This window comes from Kordia antarctica (assembly GCF_009901525.1).
Classification (GTDB): Bacteria; Bacteroidota; Bacteroidia; order Flavobacteriales; family Flavobacteriaceae; genus Kordia; species Kordia antarctica.
Genome location: NZ_CP019288.1, coordinates 288,668 through 314,469 on the forward strand (window position 1 = coordinate 288,668; position 25,802 = coordinate 314,469).

Consider the following 25,802-nt stretch of genomic DNA (forward strand, 5'->3'; position numbering starts at 1 on the left):
TTATACAGTTTCGTCTAGTTCTTCTTGATTTTCAACTCCTTTTGAAAAAATAATTGCAATAACATAGATGACTGCTGACATTAAAATAAATGCTTGACTGTCCGCCCAAAACTGATTAAGTGCGTCAATATTATATTTGTAATGTTGCAAATTTTTAGCGCTTTGTCGTGCTATATAACTTATGAGTCCAATTGAAAATGTATAATAACTAATTTGTAAAATCTGTTTCGAAACAAAATTATTAAATGGATTTGACAGCTCAATTTTGGTAATCAATACAATAACTATATAAAACAGATATGCTTTCAGCACAGCGATGAACAATATAAAACTATACATACTGTAAAAAGCCCATTGATTTTGAGTATACATTTCGCTTAAGTCCAATTTTTGATATAACTTTTGAACAAATTCAGGATTATACAGACTGAAAATAAAATTTACAACCAAGGCGCCAGCTTCAATGCATAAGCCGACGAAAATGATCCAAGTAACAATTTTTAGACCATTGAATATGAAATTATTTGTTTGTGACATTAGTAGATGAGTTTAAATTAGATCACAAATATAGATAAATATTTATTGATAAACGATAAATAAATTGTTTTTATTGATAAATTATGTGTGATTGACAATTATTGAAAACTTAAAAAAGCCCTGACAAGGGCTTTTTGTGTATTGATTTTGTTTCTTTATGAGTTTGTGGAATGGTTACTGATATTGGAAATAGTTATCTATTGCCAAATTCCATTGAGTTTCATATTTAAAGCATTTTCTCTTACTTTCCGACTCCCAATATCTGTAGTTGCTCTAATTCCTCTTCCGTATTCTTTTGTTTCTTGATTATAGACTGCTTCTTCTTCGCCTTTGTCAGTTTTTACAAAATAATTAATCTCCTCAGCAAATTCTAAAAGTTTAGTTCTAGCAAACTCTCTTTTATCTTTCGAAAGGGGAAGTTCATCTTTTTGTTTTACAAAGAATCCAAATAATGTATAATAATCAGCTTTCTTACTCCATCTTGTGCGATTAATTTCCGGTAAAATTTTAAGAATCTCCCCATTCACTGTATCAAAAGCTTCAATTACATCTTTCTTGTTTTCAAATTCTTCTTCATATAAAGCGTAATACTTATCTAAATTATCCTTTTTATTCTGGAATCCGTGCATGTAAAATATTGCTAGTTCACTTATATATTCAACATCTAACATTCTTCTTATATCATTTGCTGTGAAAACATCAATCCTGCTCCAATAATCTTTATCAGATAGTATATTCATGGTTTTTATAAATGGTCCCCAATACGTAGCTTGACGTAATTCTTGTTTGTTTAGAGAAACTACATTTTTATTCAATCTTTGAAAGACTTCTCTTAATTGAGCGTCAGGAATATCAGGCAAAACTCTTATTACAAAATTGTATTGAAAAAATGTCTTTTTTTGTTCTGTGGTTAAATTTTCAAAATACATATCCCCAAAATCTGGACTTTCTTTTGCATTAATGCAATACTTACCTTCAAGAAATTCTAAAACTGCTCTTGTTCTTTGTTGTCCATCTACAATAATATATTTTGCTTTTCCTTTCTCATCGACAGTTTCTTGCATGTATATTTCAGGAATTGGATATTCATTTAATATACTATCTATTAAATAGCTTTTTTGTTTTGTTACCCAAACTGGATTTCTTTGAAAAGGTGGTTTCATATCTAATTCTCCACGATCAAATGCACCTTTGAACCAAGCTACATTATAGTTAGTTGTATTTAAAAAATTTTTCATATTATTCGTTCTCGTAAAGTTGAGTTCTTAAATTAGTTAAGTTGTTTATGTGATAAGCTCGTAGAGACTCATAATCTTTATAAATTCTAATATTTATTGTTCTATTATTTATTGGGTCAACCTTTTCCATATCAAGTAAATGAAATGACCATTCTTTTCCAAACGGAAGTATTTCTAATATTTTATCAGTTGCAATAGTTCCCCAATAAATTAATCTATTTACGTGCTCTTTAAGACTATTTTGTTGAATGTTGTTTAGGTCAAATCGCTTTGTTCCTAAATTTCTCAAAGTTTTCCAAGCGACATCAAAATGAAATCCAGAGATTATGGCGATATCAATGTCAGATTTTTCATTGAACTCACGATAATTTTTATTTGGATTTAAGCTAAAACCACAGCTTGAACTTCCAGTAAAGACCATAGATTTACTATCAACTTGAAGTTTTTTAGCTAGTAATTCTTTCCATTTTATATATCTTATCCTGTCATCTTCAAATATATAAGGTGTTCTATCTAACAACCATTTAGAACAAATAAATGATGCAGCATTATCAATCAGGTCATGTTTAAATTTTTCTCTCAATGTTTTTCTTTAATTGTTGCTAACGTATTTACAATAAACAGATATTAAATATACAGTAAATATTTCCCACAAATCTAACCGATTTTTAATTAATATAAAAATAGTAATAACTATGTTAATATTTTTATACAAAAAAAACGCCAAACTAAAAGAAGTCTAACGTTTGTATGTTTTAAGTACTAATTTTAATAAGATGCTGAATCACACAATCTTTCGATTATAGATCATGAGATGCTGAAATAAATTCAGCACTTAGTAAATCCCAGGAAAGTCCGTCGGATTCACTTCATGCATCATCATATAAATTTTTTCAAAAATATCTTCTGCAGATGGTTTTGAGAAATAATCGCCATCAGTTCCATAAGCTGGTCTGTGTGCTTTTGCAGTTAAAGTTTGCGGTTTGCTATCCAAATGTTGATATGCATCTTGGTCGTCTATAATGTTTTGTATAATGAATGCAGACGCGCCACCAGGAACATCTTCGTCAATCACTAACAACCTATTTGTCTTTGCAACACTTTTCAAAATATCATGATTCGTATCAAAAGGCAATAACGATTGACAATCAATAATTTCGATATCAATTCCGACAGCTTGCAATTCTTTTGCAGCTTGTTCTATAATTCGTAAAGTAGAACCATACGAAACAATTGTCATATCTGTTCCTTCTTTAATAGTTTCTACAACGCCTAAAGGTGTTTTAAATTCTCCTAAATTAGTTGGCAATTGTTCTTTTAAACGATATCCATTCAAACATTCAATCACTAATGCAGGTTCGTCACTTTCAAGTAACGTATTGTAAAATCCTGCGGCTTTGGTCATGTTTCTTGGAACTAGCACATGAATTCCTCGAATGGAGTTGATAATTGCGCCCATTGGCGAACCAGAATGCCAAATTCCTTCCAAACGATGTCCGCGCGTTCTAATAATTACAGGTGCTTTTTGCGTTCCTTTAGTTCTATATTGTAAAGTTGCCAAATCATCACTCATGATTTGTAATGCATATAATAAATAATCTAAATATTGAATTTCCGCAATCGGACGCAAGCCACGCATTGCCATTCCAATTCCTTGTCCAAGAATCGTAGCTTCCCGAATTCCTGTATCAGAAACACGCAATTCGCCATATTTCTCTTGCATTCCTTCCAAACCTTGATTAACATCGCCAATTTTTCCTGCATCTTCTCCAAAAATTAAAACTTCAGGATATTTTGAAAAGAGCGCGTCAAAGTTTTCTCTCAGTATCAAACGCGCATCAACTTCTTCCGAATCGTCATTGTAAGTTGGTGCATTTGCTTCAATATTGAACACGTTTTTGTCAGATTCACTATATAAATGTGAACTGTATTTTGGTTGAATTTTCTCAAAATATGCTTTGATCCAATTGCTTAATGCTTGTTTTTCAGCAGAAGATTCTCCAATAACCAAACGCAAGCCTTTACGTGTAAATCCTGCAATTTCTTTACGAATTGGTTCTACAATCGCAGCCAATTCTTCTTTTAGTTTATTTATAAAAACCTTGTTAGGACTTGACTTTGCTAAGTTTTCTAGTAAGTTTACAGCTTCTGTACGTTCTTGCTTCATTGGCGCAACAAACGCTGACCAAGCTGCTTTTTTTCCGTCACGAACTCGCTTTTTAATATCTTTTTCTAAGGCAATCAAAACTTCTTCCGTTTCAATGCCGTTTTCAATCATCCACTTACGCATTTGTGCATTACAATCATATTCTACTTCCCAAGCCAAACGCTCTTTATCTTTATAACGTTCGTGCGAACCAGAGGTTGAATGTCCTTGTGGTTGCGTAACTTGTTGCACATGAATTAACACAGGAACGTGTTCTTCACGCGCAATATCAGATGCTTTTTGATACGTTGCTATTAATGAAGGATAATCCCAACCATTTACGGTAAAAATTTCATATCCTTTTTCAGTTTCTGTACGTTGAAAACCTTTTAAAATTTCAGAAATATTTTCTTTCGTAGTTTGATATTTTGCATGCACTGAAATTCCGTATTCATCATCCCAAACACTCATCACCATCGGAACTTGCAAAACGCCTGCTGCATTGATTGTTTCAAAAAATAAACCTTCACTTGTGCTTGCATTTCCAATCGTTCCCCAAGCAATTTCGTTTCCGTTGTCGGAGAATTTCTCGGCATCAATTCCTGTAACGTTTCTATATATTTTAGATGCTTGCGCCAAACCTAACAATCGCGGCATTTGTCCAGCAGTAGGAGAGATGTCTGCACTTGAATTTTTTTGTTGTGTTAAGTTTTTCCAGTCACCATTTTTATCCAAACTGTGTGTAGCAAAATGTCCGCCCATTTGTCTTCCAGCCGACATTGGTTCTACTTCAATGTCTGTATGTGCATACAAACCTGCAAAAAATTGTTGAATATTCAATTCGCCAATTGCCATCATAAATGTTTGATCTCGGTAATAACCCGATCTAAAATCACCATTTTGAAAAGCTTTCGCTAAAGCAAGTTGCGGAACTTCTTTTCCGTCACCGAAAATACCAAACTTGGCTTTTCCTGTCAAGACTTCTCTACGACCCAAAAGACTGCATTCTCTACTGATTACCGCAGTTGTGTAATCTTGAATGATTTCTTCTTTAAATTGATCGAATGAAATATCTTGTGTGTTTTCAACTTTTGCTTGCATAGATTTCGTGAATTGACTTATTGCAAATTTAACAAAAAACGAGCAATTTTGCAATAGCAAAAAGTATTAAAAAGATGCAAATAATTCATAAAAAAGCAATTTTTAATGCGATTTATTCAATATTTAATAGAAATTAACTTTTTGATTGATAAATGTTTAATTTCTCACGCTCACTTTCTACATTCATATAGTAAGTTCAAAACAAAGAAAAAAGCCAATGAATTATTGGTAGAAAAGCTATAAAACTGCATGCTAATTAAATTTGACTGATAAATTAGTATCTTTGATTAAAACAATTTCAATTATGGATTTTCAAACTCGAAAAAAGAATTTAATAACATATTTAGCTAAACTGCAAGATGAAATTTTCTTTGACAAGTTAGAAAAATATATCTTGAAAAGAGAAAATGAGCATCGTTCTGAATTGAAACCTTTTACTATTAATGAATTAATAATTCGCATTGAAGAATCTGAATTAGATTTTAAAAATGGAAGATTTAAAAGTCAAGAAGATTTAGAAAAAACATCTTCAAATTGGTAAAATGAACATAATTTGGACTGATTTTGCGATTGATAATTTTAAAAAGATAGTTGACTATTATTCCATCAAAGTATCCAAAAAGGTTGCACACAAAATTCGAAAGCAACTACTTGAATCTACAAGTCAACTCAAGGATAATCCCGAATCAGGACAAATTGAATACAACCTCGAAAAGCTTAAATAAAAACACAGATATTTAGTTAGTGGAAGTTATAAATTGATTTACAGGATTTTCGAGAATCAAATTATTATAAATGACGTTTTTGATACTAGACAAGATCCAATCAAAATGAATACTAAAAAATCTATAACTGAATAAAAAACATTTCTGTTCAGATATTGTATAAATAATAACGGATTTTAAAGTATGAAAGAACTGGATTTCAGCGCAGTAATTAATATTCTAAAGGCTCTTGTTTGGCATGTTTTACACGAATAATGTAAATTACTTTTTCTTCAATAAGATATGATATTCTATACGTATGTTTTTCAAAGGCTCTAATATTTCCTTCGTTATTTTGTTTAAGTATATCTAATTTATAAACCTCAGGATTGGCTGCTAATATAGAAGCAGATTCGTAAATTTCTGCAATAATTCTTGTTGTTAGTTCAATCGATTTTGATTGCTCTAATAATTCTAAAAAAGCATTGTTTAATTCTGCATCAGCTTGAAGCGTCCAAATTACTGTTCTGACCATTGCTTAATACGTTCTCCCATTTGTTGATGTGTATAGGTTTTTCCATTTTCTATTTGCTCAATTGACACATCAATTTCTTTATTATATTGCTCAACACTTATACGCTGAGAAGCTGTTTTTTTTCGGTATTTTAACATGTCTTTAATTGCCTCTATAATGGTTGGATCTTTTATAGTATCTAACTCTTGATGTATCCATTTTAAATCTGCTTGTAAATCCATAATTCTATACTTTTAGCATGACAAATATACAATTTCCGTTCTGTATTTTTGTATTCTTACCCAATCACGATGAAAACTGAAAAATATTAAGCCGAATAAAAAACACTTTCTAAAATTAGTGTTGTATTGAATTCTGTTTATTTTAACTGTTTTCAAAAACCCAATCAAAACCACTTCCGTGTGAATAATTTCGTCAATGTTTTAGGACTTAACGTTACGATGAATCGGATGCGTTGATCAAAACCTGGCTGTGCAATTTCCCAACCATTGTTAGAATATAGTGGAATGTACAATTCAAAATAATCAGGAACTAAGTTTAAACGAATTCCAGAATCGTATACAAATCGTGCATTTGCATCTGTATTTTTTAAGATTCCAACGTCGCCGTAGACTTCAATCCAACGCCAAACACTGTAACTCGCATTTGCGGTTCCAATCCAATCGTTTGAGAATGGATTTTCTAGTTTTGACTTAAATCCACCTTCTGCGACTACTAATTGCTGACTGAATAATCCGGTGTCTTCAGAACGTCCGTAATAGTTATAATCAAACAAATAATCCGTTGGTCTATCGAGCGCAAAGCTGAAAAAATCTGAGTTTGTATCATTAAATAAGAACTTTCCGAAGAAGAAACGCACGTTTAATTGTCGGTTATCTTGAAATAATTTTCTGTAATTTAAGTTGAACGAAACTTTAGAGAATCTTTTTGCCAATTGAAAGTCCGTAAACCATGTTAAATGACGCAATGGATCAGGATTTGAATATACATAACGCGCATTGAAAACGCTGTAATCTGGTTCATTTTCAAAAGTAATATCCGTTATATCTGTCGGTTGATCTCGTTTTACAATAATGTATCTAAAATCTAAGAATTCTTTTTGATTCGATCTGAAATCTGGATTTCTAAAACCAAAAGTTACTTTCGGCACAAATCGCGTGTACGCTAAGTCATCTTCATAATGATAGTAATTTCCAGACATGGAAAAACGAGCAAAATACAAATCGCTTTTACTGTCAATATCATGACGATAAGAAACACTTCCCGAACCAACTAACGATTTCGATTTGAATCCGTACGAAGGTTTTATATCATATAATAAACGCTTGGTTAAGAATGTTTTATTGTAGAATCGCATTCCTGGCGTAAATCCGTCATACAAGTTAAATTGCGCAATTGGCACATAAAAAACCTGATTATAATGTGGATTTTCAGCATCTTTAAAAAAAGTGAACTTTAATTTTTTATTGTTTGAAAAGAAGCCATTTAACGATTTCCAGTTGTCTCTTTGGTTAAATTCTGGAATAATTTTGTCATAATTCAAAACCAAACGATCAACATCGTCGCGCGGAATAGTCACGGTTTTCTTTTCGCCAATATCTGTAATCCAATATTTTGAAACAACCGAATCATTTTTAATTCCGAACAACGAAATAGGGAAGTTGCCATTGTATTTATTTTGAATGGTAACTTGTAATGAATCGTCTAATTTTTTGACTTTTTTAATCTTGTAATCAATTCGTTTTCTTGAATCTACATAATTGTCAAAATACCAATCAATATCTTTTGGAGCTTTGGATTGTAGTAAGTTTTCAAAGTCTGTACGACTCGTTTTTTTCAAACGATTTGTCGTATAGAATTCTTTTACAAAATCATCAATAATTGCATCATCAAAGTACGATTTCAAGTATTTCAATCCAACGCCAGCTTTGTATTTGTTAGCAATATTATTGTTGAATTTTGTCAACGAATCTTTTGGAGTACTTAGCGACTGATCAATGTTTTTACGTGCCATTAACATGAATAAAAACGGATATTGATCGTTGAATTCTAGTTTTGCAAATTCATACGAACGAACTCCCCAAATCTTTGATAATCCGCCAGTTAACTTCATATGCGGATAATACGTTTCAGCATAAACCATTAACATATAGGTTTCTAACGCATCCGAAATCCACTTTTCTTTTCGCGTGTCCATCCACATAGATTCCTCTAAATTTTTGGTCAAAACTGCTTTTAAGATTTTCATCTCGAATTGAAAATCATCTGTAAAAGGTCTGATAAATGATGGCAATTGACCCAATCCATACACAGGATTCTTTTTGTTGTCAATTTTAGAAATCATCATGTTTTCTCTTGGAAACTCGCCTAAATTTTTATGAATGAATTGAACCACCTTGTCAATAGCAATCGCTTTCATTTTATCATCCAAACCGAATGCATATAAGTTTGTCGTGATGTTTACTTTATCCGTTTGAAACGTTTGGAATTCTGAATTCTGACGCAATAAAATGGTAACGTCTTTTACATTTTTAGCAGAAAGTTGAACAATTCCGTTTTCACCTTCTACAGCAGTGTCAGCATTCGAAATTGCGTTGTATTTCTTAGGAAAAATGAGCGTAATGTCGTGTTCCGCTTGTTCCGTGTATAAATCGTCTAAGTTTTTGTTACTGTATAATTTCCAGCCGTTGTTGTACGCGGCAGGCGTCATATACCAATATTTTAGACTGAAATCGCCATCGTCTTTGTAACCATAACGTGTAAACTCGTCACTTGGTAATTTTACTTCGTAGTTAAGATCGATTGAAATACTTTCGTTTGGTTTTAACGATTTGTTAAGCGTAATTTTTACAATATCTACTTGCTCTTTTAAACGTTCCCAGTTTGCGGAAGTTCCGTTTGCGGAAATGTTACCAATAGTTGTATTTCCACGTTTTTTCTTTCTGGCTAAGTGAAAATTTCTACGATATTCTTCTGCAAATCGTTTTGCCAAAGGCGTATCTTTTCCAGAGAATGCGTGATTCCAATCATTGAGATAGATTTCGTTGAGCGTTTCACCAGTTTCATTCACATACGTGATTTTCTGAACAATAGTGATCGTATTACTTTCAGCATGTAATGTTGCTGTAACCGTATTTTTATGTTGTCCGAAAGCTGAAATGCTTAGGAGAAATAATAGGTAAAATCCGAAATGGGTGCGTATCGTATTCAATTATCTTTTTATAAATTTTTTAGTTTCTGCGTAGGTGTCAATTTTCAAATAGTAAATGCCTTTTGGTAGGTTTGAAACATCTATGGTTGTAATAGCGTTCATTTTTACCTTTCCGGCTGTTAATTTACGTGCTAAAACGTCATATATGATATATTCATTGTCCTTTTGGGTAGAATTTAACACAAAAGACAATTGATTTTCTGCTACATTTCCTCGAATAAACTGCAATGTGCTCGTTGCTACAAATTCTGAAGTGCTAAGTAATTGCTCATTAGTTTGTAATTCCATGACAACAGGCAAATGATCGCTCATGTCATGTAATGTATTTCGAAGTGCTTGCGAGTAATTTGTGGTTGAACCTGACAAAGGAGCACAATCTACGGAGTTAATGGCGCTATTGAAACAAGCTGGATTTAAGTTATTTCCAAACGATTTATACGAGTTTGCTAGATAGTATAAATCGGTGTTTGTCAACATGTTTTCGGATGTTAGAATGAAATCAAAACGATCATCAAATCCACCAGATGCGCCACCTAAACCACCTTGTGTACGTGTTGATTGTGAGAATACATCAACGAAACTGCTTTCATTATGCCAATCGCCCAAACGATTTACAGGATCTGTTAATGGAATGTGTTCCGTTGGATCTGTTAGTTTGTTGAAAGTAATGTCATTGCTTGTATATAAATTCAGATCGCCAGCAAATAATACATAACTATTCGCGTCAAGATTAGAAAGATATGACATTAATTCTTCTACCATTAAAAAGCGTTTTGCTTCATCTTCTGGACTGTTTCCTGCTTTTAAATGTCCAACAAAGACTTCCAACCGAATTGGGTTTGTTGCTTGGTTTACAGAGTTTAATTTGATAGTATATCTGTTAAAATCACGAATCGTTGTTTGTACAATGTCTTGACTTTCTAAGATAAATTTACTACTGTCGTAATAGAGTAGGTTTTGCAAATCATTAAAGTCACCATAGTTATCATCTGAAGTATTTGTAAAAAATGTTGCTTGTTGGTAATCTGGATTGATTCCTTGAAGTTTCAATAAGATTTGATTGGCGCCAAATACATCATTTAATTCACATACCATAAATATATCTGGCTGATAATCAGCTAGTATAATTTCCAAATCGTCTATTCTATCGGAAGAAATATCAGGATAATTTAAGAGATTGTAAAACATCGTTTTAATGTTCTCTTGTGCATTAGCTTGATAGATTCCTAAACAAAAGCAAAGTAGGATTCCTATTTTTTTCATTTTTTTGGGAGCAATTATTCTACATTATAAAAACTTCTTGTTAGAAGTTCGGACTTAAATCTTTTTTGTTGTAAAAAGCATCTAAGATATCTAATACTTCATCTTCATGATCGACAATGTGAATTAGGTCTAAATCATGCGCGCTAACGGTAGCGAACTTTTCTAATAGTATTGCATTTATCCAATCCATTAAACCTGACCAAAATTCGGTTCCAACCAAAATAATAGGAAATTTGTCAATTTTTTTCGTCTGAATCAGTGTAATCGCTTCAAAAAGTTCATCTAAAGTTCCAAATCCACCTGGCATTACTACAAATCCTTGCGAATATTTTACAAACATTACTTTACGTACGAAGAAGTAATCAAAGTTGATACTTTTATCTTGGTCAATATATGGATTATCGTGTTGTTCAAAAGGCAATACAATATTCAATCCAACGGAAGTTCCGCCACCTAAATGCGCACCTTTGTTACCAGCTTCCATAATCCCTGGTCCACCGCCAGTAATGACTCCATACCCGTGATCTACAATTTTATGTGCAATATCTTGTGCAAGTTTATAGTATTTATTGTCTGGCTTTGTACGCGCAGATCCAAAGATGGAAACGCAAGGACCTATTTGGCTCATTTTCTCGAATCCGTTTACGAATTCGCCCATTATCTTAAAAAGCGCCCAAGAATCGTTTGTTTTTATTTCATTCCAACCTTTATTGTTCTTTTCTTTTCTCATGTTCATGTAATTTTTAATCAAAACGTGCTAAGATACTATTTTATATAGATATGATGTGAAACTTTTTGAGGTTATTAACATAAAATTATTTGATGAAGCATTTGCGATTTTTTTCTTTGTAAAAGGGGAAATAGCTTGATTAGATAGGGTTATTTCCTGAGGCAAATATAATGAGTTCAATTTTTTACACGTAATCTTTAACCGTGTTTTACTGTCTGTTAATAGTGAAAAAGACGGTGTTTTTTCTTTCGAATATGTTTGTTCTTTGTTTCAGTCATTTTTAAGAAAAAACTTTAAGAATGACTTCCCGGGAGATTTTAAGTTTATAACCAAAAAAATAAAATATCATGCAAAGTAAAATACAATATGTATCTACAATGAAAATTGTAGATCATGAAAATTTCGGATCAAATGAACGAAGAACCGTTCGAAACTCAGGGCTTTTTTTATTAGACGCTGGAAAAAAGACAAATAACCTGTTCTTTATAGGACGATGTGGAGGAGAAGTTCGTATAGAATTGAAGATTAAGTTTACACAAAATTCAAATGGTTCCGTTTCTGTAAAAGAATATGCAAAACTATTTGAAGGTTCTTCTACAAATACATCTGATTTAGATGGAACTGCTTCTAAAAGTGCTGTTATTGCTGCAAATCAAACAAAAACAGTTTCTTTTAGAGTACGAAATACTGACGAAGGAGACGATTACGCAGACATCACATTGCTTATTACAAATACAGTACTTGCGGATGGAGATTGTACCAACGGAATTAAAGCAAAAGCACAAACACTAGGAACTGGTTTTACAGGCGCAGCAACGTCTAATATTAATGCTCCGACAACAGTAAAAGGAGGAAAGCGAGTGACTTTTCAAAAATGTGATATTTATTGTTCACCAAAAACAGGACCACAAGAAATTCACGGCGCTATTCGTTTGAAATATAATAATGTAGGCGGACCGAATAATGCGTTGGCACTTCCTGTAACTGACGAAACTACAACTCCAGATACTAAAGGTAGATTTAATCATTTTTCAGGTAATGGAAGTATTTATTGGCATCCAACTACGGGACCAAAATTGGTAAGAGGCGCTATTAGACATGAGTGGGCAAAAACTGGTTGGGAACGTGGAATTTACGGGTATCCAACTTCTGATGAAATTAAAATTGACCCAAATAAGAATACGTGGTTTAGTGATTTTCAAAATGGAGTAATTATTTGGAATAATAACGCAGAAGAAAATCCTAATACAGCAAAATTAAGCGGAAGAAAAGTACGTTCATTGTTTGAAACAATTTTTAAAGAGAAAACCAAAGGACAAAAAGATTTGAATGTAGATTCTGTTCGAATTTCTAGTGTAGGGAATACAGGATATGATTTTACACGGAGTAAAAATAGAAAGGTAACCTTTAAAATAAAAGGAGATTATGAGAGTGGAATCTTTTTTATTCCAAATCCTTCGTATACAATTACGTTAAGAATAGCTTTTGAAAGTAATAAAAACCCTGATGGAAAAGTTGCTTGTAAGTTAACGGCTAAGTTAGATCATTGGCATATTCATACTTCAGGAGCTGGAAATAGTAAATTACTAGCGGGATTGAAAAAAGGAATTTTAGAAGGCTTTAAAGACGCTCTTGAATTGGGTGATGTGCCTAAAAATACAGGTTTCTTAAGTTTTAAAGTAATGAAAGATGGAGGAATCAAATTGTACTTTAGAGGAGATATTCTTGGAAAAGTGGTCGCAGGTGTCGCACAAGATAAACTAGATAAATTATAGTTTTTAATATTGCTGAATGTATAATTGAAAAGCTGTCTAGAATTAATTTTAGACAGCTTTTTTAGTTTTTAACTCGAATACAGAGCATTATTGAAATAAAAATATATTTTGATTGAAAATACCTAGCGAAGCTATCGAAGTTTAGATTTTAATTCAACTCTTTCTTCAAGAAATGCGCTGTTTGACATTTTTTGTGTTTAGTAGCATTTTTATTCCTTTCTAAGGGACTTTCACAACTTTCAATCTCATTAGATAAGACCCTATTTTATCTAAAAATACAATCTATCTAACATTAAATATTGTTTTAAAATGGAGAGTTATGCTAGTGCTTGCAAGTTATTTTTCTTTCGAAAAAAATAGGTTAAAAACTTAATAATCAGAAACATGCCGTATGTATAGTACGGTTTTTCCTTACTAAAATGCTAATTAAATCTTGTATCTTATAGAAATTAACTTAAACTTTGGAAATTATGAAAAAAAAGAAATTAACAAAGCTAAAACTTAATAAAAAAAGCATTTCTAATTTAAGTGCATCAAATTTACAAGGAGGAATTTTTACAAATTTTTTACCATGTGTTAGTGTAGACATTGCAATATGCCCAACAAAGGACATTGCAATATGTCCAACAAAAGATGTTTGTGGAACATCTCAACCCGCTAACGTTTGTGTAGGATTTGAATCACAATGTAATTGTCCACAAGATCCTCACCATTCATTAATACATTGTTAAAGATTTGAACCGTTTTACATCTTGAAAAAGCTGTGATTTCATAACTTTTATAGCATGAAATCACAGCTTTTTTATGCCAATTCTTTCCTCAAAAAATGCGCCGTATAGCTTTTTTTATGTTTGGCAACTTCTTCCGGAGTTCCTATTGTGATGACTTCTCCGCCGCCTCTTCCGCCTTCATAGCCGATATCAATAATATGATCGGTCATTTTTATAACGTCCATATTGTGTTCAATGACAACAATGGTATTTCCTTTGTCTACCAATTTATTTAACACGTCCATTAGGACTCTAATATCTTCAAAATGCAATCCTGTAGTTGGTTCGTCTAAGATATAAAATGTATTTCCTGTGTCTCTTTTGGAGAGTTCAGTTGCGAGTTTTATACGTTGTGCTTCGCCACCAGAAAGCGTTGTACTTTGCTGACCGAGTGTGATATAACCTAAACCAACATCTTTAATTGTTTTTAATTTTCTGAATATTTTTGGAATGTGTTCGAAGAAATTTACAGCTTCGTTCATCGTCATGCTTAAAACATCTGCAATTGATTTTCCTTTGTACCTAATTTCCAATGTTTCACGATTGAAACGCTTTCCTGTACATGTTTCACATTCTACATATACATCTGGTAAAAAGTTCATTTCAATCACGCGCAATCCGCCACCTTGACAGGTTTCACAACGTCCGCCTTTTACATTGAAACTGAATCTCCCCGGTTTGTAACCACGAATCATTGCTTCTTGCGTTTTTGCATATAGACTTCTTATTTCGCTAAAAACGCCTGTGTATGTTGCAGGATTTGATCGCGGAGTTCGTCCAATTGGCGATTGATTAATGTCAATTACTTTGTCAATATGCTCCAAACCTTTGATGCTTTTGTACGGCATTGGCTCTTTGACAGCATTGAAAAAGTGTGCGTTCAGAATCGGGTAAAGTGTTTCATTGACTAAAGTCGATTTTCCACTTCCAGAAACACCTGTAACGCCGATCATTTTTCCGAGCGGAAATTCTGCCGAAACATTTTTTAAGTTGTTTCCTGTCGCGCCTTTTAAGACTAATTTTTTACCGTTTCCTTTTCTGCGTTCTTTCGGAATTGCGATTTGCTTGCTTCCATTCAAATATGCAGCCGTTAATGTATCGTGTTTTAATAATTCTTGTGGAGTTCCTTCTGAGATAATTTCGCCGCCATGTCTTCCTGCATGCGGACCAATGTCAATAACGTGATCGGCGCGTTCTATCATGTCTTTATCGTGTTCTACGACGATTACAGAGTTTCCAATATCACGTAAAGATTCAAGCGAATTGATTAGTTTTTCGTTGTCTCTTTGGTGTAATCCAATACTTGGTTCATCTAAAATATATAAAACACCAACTAATTGTGAACCAATTTGGGTGGCAAGTCGAATTCGTTGTGCTTCTCCACCAGATAATGATTTTGAACTTCTGTTTAATGCGAGATAATTCAAACCAACATCTAATAAAAATCTCAATCGAGTAGAAATTTCTTTTACGACTTCTGTTGCTATTTTTCGTTGTTTTTCAGATAGATGTTTGTCTAAATCGTTAAACCAAGTAGATAATTCGACAATGTCCATATCCGCTAATTCTGCAATATTCTTCTTATTGACTTTAAAATATAATGATTCTTTGCGCAGGCGCGAACCTTTACATTCAGGACAATTTACTCTGTCCATATAGTTTTTTGCCCAACGTTTTATCGATGATGATTCGCTGTCTTCGAATTGATGCTTGATGAAACTTACAATTCCTTCAAAATCAATTTTGTAATCGCGCGTTACACCTAACGTTTTGCTAACAATGGAGAATTTTTCGTTTCCGCCATTTAGAATAACGTCCATTGCTTCTTTTGGAATTTCGCTGATTGGATCGTTTAGTTTGAAGTCGAAACGTTCCGCAATGATTTCCAATTGTTTGAAAATCCACGACTTTTTATAATCGCCCAAAGGCGCAATTCCACCAGCTTTGATTGTTGCTTTTGGATCTGGAATTACTTTCGCATCATTTACTTCATATAACGTTCCCAATCCGTTGCAATTTGGACACATTCCTTTCGGAGAATTGAACGAAAACGTATTTGGTTCAGGATTTGGATACGAGATTCCAGAAGAAGGACACATGAGATTTCGACTGAAATAACGTGCTTCTTTTGGCGCATCTTGATCAATGACCATTAATACATCATCTCCGTGATACATTGCCGTTTTTATCGTTTCCGTTAATCGTTTGTCGTTGTCAACTTCATCATTTATGACTAATCTATCAATTACGATTTCGATTTCGTGTGTTTTGTAGCGATCCAATCGCATTCCTTTTTCGATGTCCAAAATAACACCATCAACACGCACTTTTACAAATCCTTGTTTGGCAATATTTTCGAATAATTCGCGGTAATGTCCTTTACGTGAGCGAATTACTGGCGCGAGAATGTTGACGCGTTTTTCGTTGAAATCGGTTAGAATTAAATTTTTGATTTGTTCGTCACTATAACTGACCATTTGTTCGCCAGAATTGTAACTATATGCATCAGAAGCTCTTGCAAAAAGTAAGCGTAGAAAATCATAGATTTCAGTAATTGTTCCAACGGTTGAACGTGGACTTTTACTGGTCGTTTTTTGTTCGATGGCAATTACAGGCGAAAGTCCATCAATTTTATCAACATCAGGTCGTTCTAGTCCGCCTAAAAATTGGCGTGCATACGCAGAAAATGTTTCAATATATCTTCGTTGTCCTTCGGCATAAATGGTATCAAAAGCTAAGGATGATTTTCCACTTCCTGAAAGTCCTGTAATGACTACTAATTTCTCTCTCGGAATTGTAACATCAATGTTCTTTAGGTTGTGAACTCTGGCACCTTGCACTTCTATATTTTCTTCGTATTTCGTCATAGTTTTTTGCAAAACGCAAAGGTACGAATTTTAGAAGCAGTTATAAAGCAAGAATAATTGTTATTCCTTACTTTTCCTAAAAAACGCTTTCCAAATCAAAATTACATAAATAACTATTGGAATAAGCACACAAATTACCACAGAAGAAGTTACATAGTTACTTCCGACAGTATTGAATGTATTCAAAAAATCAACTGATTGTTGAAAGAGCCAATTGCAGAATTTTGTAAAATCTATAATGAATAGGAGTGAAGCGATATTGATTCCTAAGAATATAATGGTACATTTTCTCTGCTTGTAAATTCTATCTAAGAGTAACATCCACGAAAGTGGTATTAGAAAAAACCATATAATGATGTTGATTTCTTTGTACGTGAATCCTGTGTAGTCAGAAATCCAAATTAAGACATTATATGTATACTCAAATAGTGTATTCATAAATACTTCCGTAAATATTGAGGCAGATCTCACTTTTCAGTGAGATTAGTTCAACTTACAATTTAAAAAGGCTTTTCAAAACTGAGTTTCACAAAAAAAACTCCGAAACATAAAGCTTCGGAGTTTTTTATATTATTGAGAAATTTGATTATTGAACAATCAATTTCTTAGTTACTGTTCTATCTTGGTCAGTTACCGTGATTAAATACATACCTGCACTTACATTGTTTAATGAAATATTTTCATTGAATGCAGCTGTTGCGTTGTAGTTTTTAGTGTGAACTAATCTTCCAGCGATATCAAATACATTTACATCAATATCTTCACCAGAAGTTGAGTTAAATGATAATGAGAACTCACCTTTGTTTGGATTAGGATATAATGCGAAGTTTTCTAAAGCAAATTCTTCGTTACTTAACACTACAGTTGTAGTTTCTGTACAAAGTTCCACAGACCATTCGTTTACAACACCTGTATCTCCGTTATAGAAATCAACAAATACTAAGTTCCAAGTTCCAGAAGGGTCGTTTCCATTAAATCCTGTCATAGGACTTGCAGGAGCCGCTAAACCTACTGTTGGGTTTGCACACATAATAGCTGGCTCACCGTCTTTAAAAGTAATATCAATGTTTCCATATTGCGCATCGTTACAAGTTCTGTTCCAAATATTTGAGAAACCTCCACCATTTGGCGTTTGTAATTGCATGATTAAATCTCCGATGTACGAGTGTGTTACATCTACGCTAATTCTAACATCAGTAATTGGAGTTGATTCCGTAACAGTTACGGGAATAAAAACAGGAGAACCTTGTACGTTTGCTCCACCACCATCAGGAATTGGCGTTGCAATTGGTCCAGTTGTATACGTGTTACAAGTTTCTACAACTGTTACTGTTGCTCCAATAGAGAATGATTTTGACATAGCAAAGAACACGTTTCCAACCGCTTCAATTTTAAGTCTACAATAAGGCTCAAAAGTTGAATCTGGGAACGTAACTGCTTGTGTACCATCGTTTGGAGTGTTTGCTTCTAACATTGAAAAGTTTTGCCCACCATCAGTAGATAATAAGATATTTACATTTGAAGTATTAATTCCGTTAGCCGTTGTTCCAGCAACATCCCAAGTAATAGTTGTACTTGCTCCAGTTGCAAAACTTTGGTTTGTCATGTCTGGTGCAGTTACTCTAAAAGGGCCAGTATTTGCCAATGTAAGTACCATGTCATCTCTGTTAGTTTGTCCACCGTTTGGCGAACCATTGTCTCTAACTGTTAATGCAAAGTCCATTGTTCTAGCAACATTAGGAACAACTTCCCAAGCTGGAGTTAAGTTATTGTTTAAGATATCACTCAATTGTGGGAATGTACGATCTCCAGTTGTTTTTGGAGAATATGATCTAAATTGTGGCTCTGTAGTATTTGTAGCGTCAGGTACATTTGTTGAAATACCAACATCCGTTTGTGCCCAAGCATATGATAATGTTGTTCCGTTTACGTCAGTTCCTGTTCCACTAAGTGTGAAAGCAGTTCCGTAAGGAATTGTAAAGTCAGCTCCAGCATTTACAACAGGCGCTACGTTTCCATTTGGCGCATTGCTAGAACAAGTTGGTTCTCCGGGAGGTGTAATACGTGTCCACATTTCGTCAATACTAATTGGATGAAAGTGATCGTCACTGTTACCTTGTACGTTGTCTGAACCACAAATTCCGGCATATGCCATAATTGTTGTTCCACTTCCTGGTTCAACAGCAGTTGTAGAACTTCTGTTTCCACCAGAACAAGAACCTTGTCCACCATTAAAAGTATGGTTCGCTCCAAATTGGTGACCCATTTCGTGCGCTACAAAGTCAATATCAAAAGGATCACCAACTGGATTTGAAGATCCAGTAACTCCTCTTGCTTTTGCATTGCTATAGCAAATTCCTCCACGAGCCGCTAATCCACCTCCACCAGTAGTAAATACGTGACCGATATCGTAGTTTGCAGTTCCAATATTTGCATCAACAATTGTTTGATTCTCATTGATTAACATACTAGCATCACTATCAGTATATCCATCATTTTCTGCTATAAAAATAATACTTGAGTTGTCTACTAAAGTCATCGTTAACGACATATCTCTTTCAAAAACACCATTTACTCTTGTCATAGTTACGTTCATAGCCGATAAAACAGTAGCTCTTTTTACAGCATCAGTTGCCGCAGCTTGTCCGGCAGCGTTGATGTGATAGTTTGCATATTCTTGCGTACAAGCTAATGCTAAACGGAACGTTCTTAACATTCCATCATTTGCATTTTCAGGAGTAAAAGCTGCATCAGCACTTGTTCTGTCTTCTGTTGATTCATCAACAAGACATCCAATTCTTTCTTCTAAATCTGAATATAAATTCTCTTTCGCATACATTACATATGTTTGCAAATCAGTTGTTAACGGATCAATGTAGAATGTTTTTCCAATTGTGTGTACTGTTGCGTGAAAACCAAAAACCGTTGTCGAAAAACGAATAGTAGTTCCTGTATTTTCTCTACTTACACCAACGTATGATTGAATTTCTGGGTGATTTGCAGCAAATGCTGGCTCCATTACAGAAGCATTATACACTTCAAAGTTTTCCATTTTTCCTTCTGCAACTGGGAATTGTACAACGATTTCTGAGCCAATATTTAAATCTCTGTCAGGAGCCGCAGCTAATAGTTGTTTTAAGCTATTTATGTCTAAGTTATAGACATCGTATACAATAGGAGTGGATTTTCTTTCTAATAACTCTTCCTGCTGAAAGCCAGTGTTATCAGTTTTTTCCCAAAAAGATTTTCCTTGCGAAAATGCTAAGATGGGAAGTAATAGTAATATAAAAAAGTAGTTCTTTCTCATAATTTCAAGATTTTTTAGTTTAATATAAAGTGCGATAAAGTTAATTCTTTTTTAATAAATGGCAGGGAAGTTTTAACATTTATGGGGTATTTGTGTTAAAATTTAACAGATTGTCAAGTATTTAATTCCAAGCTTTAACGTTTTTTAAGTCCAAATCTACAATTAATAACGTGTGTAAAGTAGCTAATGGAATGCCACTTTCCATCGTTTCCCAATTGTCCCAAGAAGCATATAAACCGCCAATTGGTATGATGCTCACCCACATTTGATAGCCTTTGGGTTTTTCGTTTTCATCAAAAGTCCATAAGTATGAATCGCCAGGTGTTGTGCCACCAGAATTGTAGGTAATAAGTAATGCTTTTTCGTCGTTTTCTTTGGTCACAATACTTCGTGTTACGCCTTCGTCAAATACTTTGTAAGGTGCAACCAACCAAAAGGAGTCATTGTTAAAGTATGAAAGTGCTTTTTCAATAGCATTTGATTTACTATTACCTTCTACCATTTTTTTGCCAATTGTTACAAGACTTGTAGTTGGTTGTTTTAGATTTAAGTTTACTTTGGTGTTGCTCCAAGAAACGTCCACTTTGTGCTGATCTTTGTCCCAAACATAGTGATGTCCGCCAGGAAATGTCCAACTTAAATAACGTGTATTTTTATATTCTTCATGTTTTAAAGCTACGAGCATTTTTGTAGCTAACGCATCTGCTTCTGCGCCTTCCACACCTTTTGGTAACGATTCATTGTACTTGAAATATACAAAAGTGAATAGTAACAATAGAATGACAATAATTCCTACGGCAAGTTTCCCTAAAATTTTGAATATTTTTTTTATCAATTTGATTTTTTTTTGGTTGATGAAATTTACTCTTTAAATCTTCTTAAATCAGAACTTTCAAATGTCCATTCAGGCGTGTGTAATTCGCCTTTTTCGGCTTTGTACCAAGGACTTAATTGTGAATTTTGTCGATTGACCAAGATCTGCGTTTCCTGCGCTGGCATGTAACTTTGCGCTAGCATGAATATTTTTTCGCCTTGTTCATTTTTTGCAACATCTACAACAATAATAGCATGTCCGAAAGGATTCCCTTTTTGAATAAATACATCGCCTACTTGAATATCTTTAATGTCAACTACTCTTGTTAATTCCAATCGTAAGGAAGCTGTGTTCGCATACGCGAAGATGTAATTCATGTATTTTCGAAATTTTTTATATGAATGATCGCCGTTTGCGTATTTTTTGAAATATCTCGGTTTTCCGTCCGATAGAAAGTTAAAGTGAATGTCGTTTAATCGTTTTTGTTCAAATAGAAATTCGCCACGTAATCGCATGACTGCATCGGCGCATTGTTGCAAATCGCGGGTTCCGATTTCCATATCAACTACAGAAATGTAGACATTGTTGTTAGGTTTTTCGCGCCCGTCAAAATATTTTACAGGGCTGTTGAATGATTTTAAAGGTAAGTTTCGCAAATACGTTCCAAAATGAGTTGCTTCAAGCGGAATCCGAGTGTAGTTTTTTGGTGTGTTGAAACGTGTTTCAATGGTTTTTTCTTCGGGATGTATCAAGCTTTCTTGAACGTTTGTTTCTTCTTGCAATGCAAGTTCGTTTGTTTGAATTGGAGTCCGTTTTTGTTCTTTCGCGCAAGCGAGAAAAATCAAAGAGAAAACGAAAAGAAAAATTGTATTTTTTACAGAATATATAGTCAAAATATGTATTAGATGTTTATTTTTACTTTCAAATATTAAATTTACGAAATTAACTAGCAAATACGAACGAAACATGAATATTTTAGGAATTGGCTCAAGAATTAAACACTCGGAATACGGATTAGGCGTCGTAACTAACGTAACTTCAAAGCATTATTGGGTCACATTTATTGAAAACGGATTGGAAACTATTGACATTGACAGCGATTTTGAAGTGATTGATACTGTTGAAGATGAAGTAGATAGCGTCAGTTTTTTTGAAGTTGAAACCATTTTACGAAATATGCTGAAAAAATGGTCAGATGTGTCTGAAATTGTTCCGATGGCAGATAAATGGAAAGGTGGAAATTTAATTTTAGAACCTGGTGACACGAATTTGAAAGGCAAAGAAATTCCGATTGACGGCTTTTTTCATAAGATTGTCATGGTTAGAGATCGCATTCGCGTGATGGAACAAAAGATAAATTCGAGCAATTTGGACGATCAGGAAAAAATAGATTTGCAACAATATATTACACGAATCTACGGAAGTTTGACTACGTTTAATGTGTTGTTTAAGAATAATTCGCAGCAGTTTGTAGGATCGAGATCGAAGTAGTTTTTTGGTTTATGAGTTTATGAGTTTAAAAGTTTATTTTGACTTCGCTCAATGTGGAAAATGAGTTTTAGAATGTTAACATACTAATCAAAAATCACTTCTTATTTTTGTTTGGTGTTTTTTTGTAACTATAATCTGTCTATATTTACGGAACAATCAACCAAAAACAACATTAAACCATGAAAATAAAATTACCAATTTACATTTTTTTAATTTTTTCTTCCATCAGTTTTGCTAGTGAAAATACTAATTTAAAAGAAAAAGAGACAATTTCAGTTACAGAAAATTCACTAATTTCTGAAGTTATAATTGACGATATGACCGTATGGGAATCTGACGGAACTATCACAGTACCAATACATATAGATGTTCCAGATAGCGCGGATATAGTTTTAAATATTACTACTGCAGATGGTACTGCAATAAGTCCAAACGATTATACAGCTGTAAATACTACTGTAACGATTCCGGCAGGGCAAACATCAACACAAATAATGGTTTATATCGTAGATGATACTATAAGTGGAGAGATAAATGAAAATTTTACGGTAAATGCTACTGTAATTAGCGGTAATACAACCAATAGCAGTGCAAGCGGTACAATTAGTCTGATAGACCAAGACGACTCATCAATAGATGTTGGTGATGTAACCGTTAATGAGGATGCAGGAACAGCTAATGTTCCTGTAAGTATTTATGGAGTAAGTGCTTTTGATACAGTAATAAGTATTACAACGGTTGATAATAGTGCTACTAATCCTGATGATTATATAACTACGACTGTAACGGTAACAATTCCTGCATTACAGAATACTGTATATGTAAATATTCCTATTGTGGATGACAATATAGGAGAACCAACGGAAGACTTCACTGTCTACGGAACAGCAACTAGCGGAAATGTAATTGGTGGAAATGCAAGTGGTACCATAACAATCACTGATAATGATACACCAACACTAAACATAAGTGATGAAATAGTAAATGAAGGTGCAGGAACTGCTATTGTAGAATTCAGTATTACGAATCCAAGTGCTGTTGATACGATAGTTTCCATCAATTTAATAGATGATGGAGCAGCTAGTCCGAATGACTATATAAATACAGTGCCTTTCATTGCAATTCCAGCAGGACAAACTTCAGTAAGTTTAAGTATTCCAATTCTGGATGATTTAGAAGATGAAGCTGATGAAGATTTTACAGTATACGGAATAGTACAAACAGGAAACACATCAAATCCAGCTGCAACCGGAACTGTTACAATTATAGATAATGATGTTTGTACTTCCGACCCAACCACAGATTGTGATGGTGACGGCGTTACAAATGGCGATGAGCAAAATCCTCCAAATGGGGGAATGTCTACCCATCCCGAAGATCCGTGTGATTTTAATTCAAGCGATATTAGTTTAGTACAAACTGGCGATTACCTAACAGAAGATTGCGATGGCGATGGAACGTTAAACAATGTTGATTGTGATCCGTTTAATGTCTCCATAACAATTGGTATGGGAGATAGTTGTGATGATGGCAATGCGTCAACTTTATCAGATTTTATCGATGAAAATTGCAATTGTGTTGGGGCCGCTACAACTGATGTTGATGGTGATGGAATTTCAAATGTACAAGAAGTCCTAGATGATACAGATTATAATGATTCTTGTGATCCTATACAAAATGCTGGATATACAGGATTTGATGCTGATAATGTAATGTGGCAAAATGCAAATTGTGACAATGATGATATTAACAATGCCTTAGAAATTACGCTGGGTTCTGATCCTTATGATACAAATTACAATACGATAGGAGGAAACATAACGTTAGATGTTAACAATGATGGCTGTAACGGGACTGATGATCTAATATTTCCATACACACGAATAAATATAAGTGACGGATCAACTACAGATGCAATTTTTGCAAATAGCTCAGGCGATTATTCATATTATACAACTACAGGAAACTTTACAATAACACCTGAGTTAGAAAACCCGACATTTTTTAATATTACTCCAGTAAATGCCAGCACAAGTTTTTCGAGCATTAATAATAGTGTATTCAATCAAGATTTTTGCATCACTGCAAACGGAATACAAAATGATGTAGAAGTTGTAATTGCGCCAATTGCATTTGCGCGCCCAGGTTTTGATGCTGAATATTTACTTACATACAAAAACAATGGAAATCAAACAGTATCTGGAGTTGTTGATTTTACGTATGATGAAGCTATTCTAGATTTTGTAAGTAGTACGACAATGCCAAGTTCTCAAACAACAGGAAACCTAAACTGGAATTATGTAGATTTAGCACCTTTTGAAAGTAGAAGTATTAATATCATATTAAATGTAAACTCTCCAATGGAAACTCCGCCTGTAAATAACGGAGATCTACTAATATATATGGCAACGATAACTCCTTTGTCAGGCGATGTATTACCTGAAAATAACCAATTCAGTTACACACAAACCGTAGTTGGTTCGTACGATCCGAATGATATAACATGTGTTGAAGGTAGTAATGTAGATCCAGATGAAATAGGAGAATATCTGCATTATATCATCAACTTTGAAAATACAGGAACATTCTCTGCCCAAAATATTGTTGTCGAAATGGACATTGATCCTACGCAATTTGATATAAACACACTTAAATTATTAAGTACTTCACATGAAGCAAGTGTATCTATAAACGATCACATGGTCCGTTTCATTTTTCAAAATATAAACTTAGCAATTGATGGAAAAGGAAACATTCTAATGAAAATGAAATCACAAAATACATTGGTTGAAAATGATGTTGTAAGCAATCAGGCAAGTATATTTTTCGATTATAACTTTCCTATCGTGACAAATAACGCTCAAACCACATTTGCAATACTAAGTACGCAAGAATTTGAAGTTGATAATAGTATTATTTTATATCCAAATCCGACAAAAAATAATATTTACATTACAGCAAATAACAACATCAAAAAGATTGTGTTGTATGATATACAAGGACGTATATTAATGAGTAAAAAACACAATAACAATGCTGTAAGCTTAGATATCTCAAACCAAGCGCAAGGTGTTTATTTTGTCAAAATCAGTACTGAAAAAGGTGTAAATACGGAGAAAATTATAAAAATGTAAAATGTTGCACCAAATACAATAATGAAATGAAAAAAGATTAATAGAAATTATTAGTCTTTTTTCATTTCAAACTGTTTCATGTCAAACTATTCATGAATGATATTTGTAAATAAATGAATATAATTTTGTGTTTGTAAACTCACTTGCTAATACTAGTTTTTTCTTAACTTTAGTAAACA

At 33.5% G+C, this 25,802-nt stretch carries 20 protein-coding genes; 6 read left to right on the top strand and 14 right to left on the bottom strand.

The window, feature by feature from the left end; all coding sequences use genetic code 11:
• The 4 genes from IMCC3317_RS01305 to IMCC3317_RS01320 all read right to left on the bottom strand — a co-directional run bounded on the left by IMCC3317_RS01305 (position 1) and on the right by IMCC3317_RS01320 (position 5,022).
• Positions 1–537 carry a DUF2975 domain-containing protein gene (locus tag IMCC3317_RS01305; protein WP_160127706.1) on the bottom strand — a complete coding sequence of 179 codons (537 nt, stop codon included), beginning with the start codon at positions 535–537 and terminating at the stop codon, positions 1–3.
• A 197-nt stretch (positions 538–734) separates the two neighbouring features.
• Positions 735–1,775: a DUF262 domain-containing protein gene (locus tag IMCC3317_RS01310; RefSeq protein WP_160127707.1), complete on the bottom strand. Its 1,041-nt coding sequence runs from the start codon at positions 1,773–1,775 to the stop codon at positions 735–737.
• A 1-nt stretch (position 1,776) separates the two neighbouring features.
• The gene (locus IMCC3317_RS01315) at positions 1,777–2,358 is read right to left on the bottom strand and encodes a hypothetical protein (protein WP_160127708.1); all 582 of its coding nucleotides are present in this window, start codon (positions 2,356–2,358) and stop codon (positions 1,777–1,779) included.
• A 252-nt stretch (positions 2,359–2,610) separates the two neighbouring features.
• Positions 2,611–5,022, bottom strand: coding sequence for an alpha-ketoacid dehydrogenase subunit alpha/beta (locus IMCC3317_RS01320; RefSeq protein WP_160127709.1), 2,412 nt, complete (start codon positions 5,020–5,022; stop codon positions 2,611–2,613).
• Between the two features lie 304 nt (positions 5,023–5,326).
• Between IMCC3317_RS01320 and IMCC3317_RS01325 the strand changes: the two genes are divergently transcribed.
• Positions 5,327–5,563 (top strand): hypothetical protein, encoded by a 237-nt coding sequence (locus IMCC3317_RS01325; protein WP_160127710.1) that lies wholly within the window; start codon positions 5,327–5,329, stop codon positions 5,561–5,563.
• A 1-nt stretch (position 5,564) separates the two neighbouring features.
• Positions 5,565–5,747, top strand: a complete 183-nt coding sequence (locus IMCC3317_RS01330; RefSeq protein WP_160127711.1) for a type II toxin-antitoxin system RelE/ParE family toxin — start codon at positions 5,565–5,567, stop codon at positions 5,745–5,747.
• A 211-nt stretch (positions 5,748–5,958) separates the two neighbouring features.
• On the opposite strand, the gene IMCC3317_RS01335 is transcribed toward IMCC3317_RS01330, so the two are convergent.
• The 5 genes from IMCC3317_RS01335 to IMCC3317_RS01355 all read right to left on the bottom strand — a co-directional run bounded on the left by IMCC3317_RS01335 (position 5,959) and on the right by IMCC3317_RS01355 (position 11,465).
• Positions 5,959–6,261 carry a type II toxin-antitoxin system RelE/ParE family toxin gene (locus IMCC3317_RS01335; protein ID WP_160127712.1) on the bottom strand — a complete coding sequence of 101 codons (303 nt, stop codon included), beginning with the start codon at positions 6,259–6,261 and terminating at the stop codon, positions 5,959–5,961.
• Complete coding sequence (locus IMCC3317_RS01340) at positions 6,246–6,482, bottom strand: hypothetical protein (protein ID WP_160127713.1); 237 nt, start codon at positions 6,480–6,482, stop codon at positions 6,246–6,248. The genes IMCC3317_RS01335 and IMCC3317_RS01340 overlap by 16 nt, the downstream gene beginning before the upstream one ends.
• A gap of 164 nt (positions 6,483–6,646) precedes the next feature.
• The gene (locus IMCC3317_RS01345) at positions 6,647–9,472 is read right to left on the bottom strand and encodes a gluzincin family metallopeptidase (protein WP_228054906.1); all 2,826 of its coding nucleotides are present in this window, start codon (positions 9,470–9,472) and stop codon (positions 6,647–6,649) included.
• On the bottom strand, positions 9,473–10,735 hold the full coding sequence (locus IMCC3317_RS01350) for a T9SS type A sorting domain-containing protein (RefSeq protein ID WP_160127714.1): 1,263 nt from the start codon (positions 10,733–10,735) through the stop codon (positions 9,473–9,475). It abuts the gene before it with no gap.
• A gap of 40 nt (positions 10,736–10,775) precedes the next feature.
• Positions 10,776–11,465 (bottom strand): LOG family protein, encoded by a 690-nt coding sequence (locus IMCC3317_RS01355; protein ID WP_160127715.1) that lies wholly within the window; start codon positions 11,463–11,465, stop codon positions 10,776–10,778.
• Between the two features lie 347 nt (positions 11,466–11,812).
• Here IMCC3317_RS01355 and IMCC3317_RS23635 point away from each other — a divergent pair, with 347 nt between their 5' ends.
• Positions 11,813–13,240, top strand: a complete 1,428-nt coding sequence (locus IMCC3317_RS23635) for an LGFP repeat-containing protein (RefSeq protein ID WP_160127716.1) — start codon at positions 11,813–11,815, stop codon at positions 13,238–13,240.
• Between the two features lie 470 nt (positions 13,241–13,710).
• Positions 13,711–13,971 carry a hypothetical protein gene (locus tag IMCC3317_RS01365; protein ID WP_160127717.1) on the top strand — a complete coding sequence of 87 codons (261 nt, stop codon included), beginning with the start codon at positions 13,711–13,713 and terminating at the stop codon, positions 13,969–13,971.
• A 71-nt stretch (positions 13,972–14,042) separates the two neighbouring features.
• On the opposite strand, the gene uvrA is transcribed toward IMCC3317_RS01365, so the two are convergent.
• The 5 genes from uvrA to IMCC3317_RS01390 form a co-directional block, all read right to left on the bottom strand.
• Positions 14,043–16,877: an excinuclease ABC subunit UvrA gene (uvrA, locus tag IMCC3317_RS01370; protein WP_160127718.1), complete on the bottom strand. Its 2,835-nt coding sequence runs from the start codon at positions 16,875–16,877 to the stop codon at positions 14,043–14,045.
• 60 nt (positions 16,878–16,937) lie between these two features.
• Positions 16,938–17,315 carry a hypothetical protein gene (locus IMCC3317_RS01375; RefSeq protein ID WP_160127719.1) on the bottom strand — a complete coding sequence of 126 codons (378 nt, stop codon included), beginning with the start codon at positions 17,313–17,315 and terminating at the stop codon, positions 16,938–16,940.
• Positions 17,316–17,463: 148 nt separating this feature from the next.
• On the bottom strand, positions 17,464–20,184 hold the full coding sequence (locus IMCC3317_RS01380) for a zinc-dependent metalloprotease (RefSeq protein ID WP_160127720.1): 2,721 nt from the start codon (positions 20,182–20,184) through the stop codon (positions 17,464–17,466).
• Between the two features lie 121 nt (positions 20,185–20,305).
• The gene (locus tag IMCC3317_RS01385; protein ID WP_317172566.1) at positions 20,306–21,019 is read right to left on the bottom strand and encodes a hypothetical protein; all 714 of its coding nucleotides are present in this window, start codon (positions 21,017–21,019) and stop codon (positions 20,306–20,308) included.
• Between the two features lie 26 nt (positions 21,020–21,045).
• Entirely contained in the window at positions 21,046–21,780 is a 735-nt protein-coding gene (locus tag IMCC3317_RS01390; RefSeq protein ID WP_228054908.1) for a DUF4846 domain-containing protein, read from the bottom strand.
• Positions 21,781–21,964: 184 nt separating this feature from the next.
• Here IMCC3317_RS01390 and IMCC3317_RS01395 point away from each other — a divergent pair, with 184 nt between their 5' ends.
• Entirely contained in the window at positions 21,965–22,489 is a 525-nt protein-coding gene (locus IMCC3317_RS01395) for a hypothetical protein (RefSeq protein WP_160127721.1), read from the top strand.
• Positions 22,490–22,668: 179 nt separating this feature from the next.
• On the top strand, positions 22,669–25,623 hold the full coding sequence (locus IMCC3317_RS01400; RefSeq protein ID WP_160127722.1) for a DUF7619 domain-containing protein: 2,955 nt from the start codon (positions 22,669–22,671) through the stop codon (positions 25,621–25,623).
• The last annotated feature ends 179 nt before the right edge of the window (positions 25,624–25,802 follow it).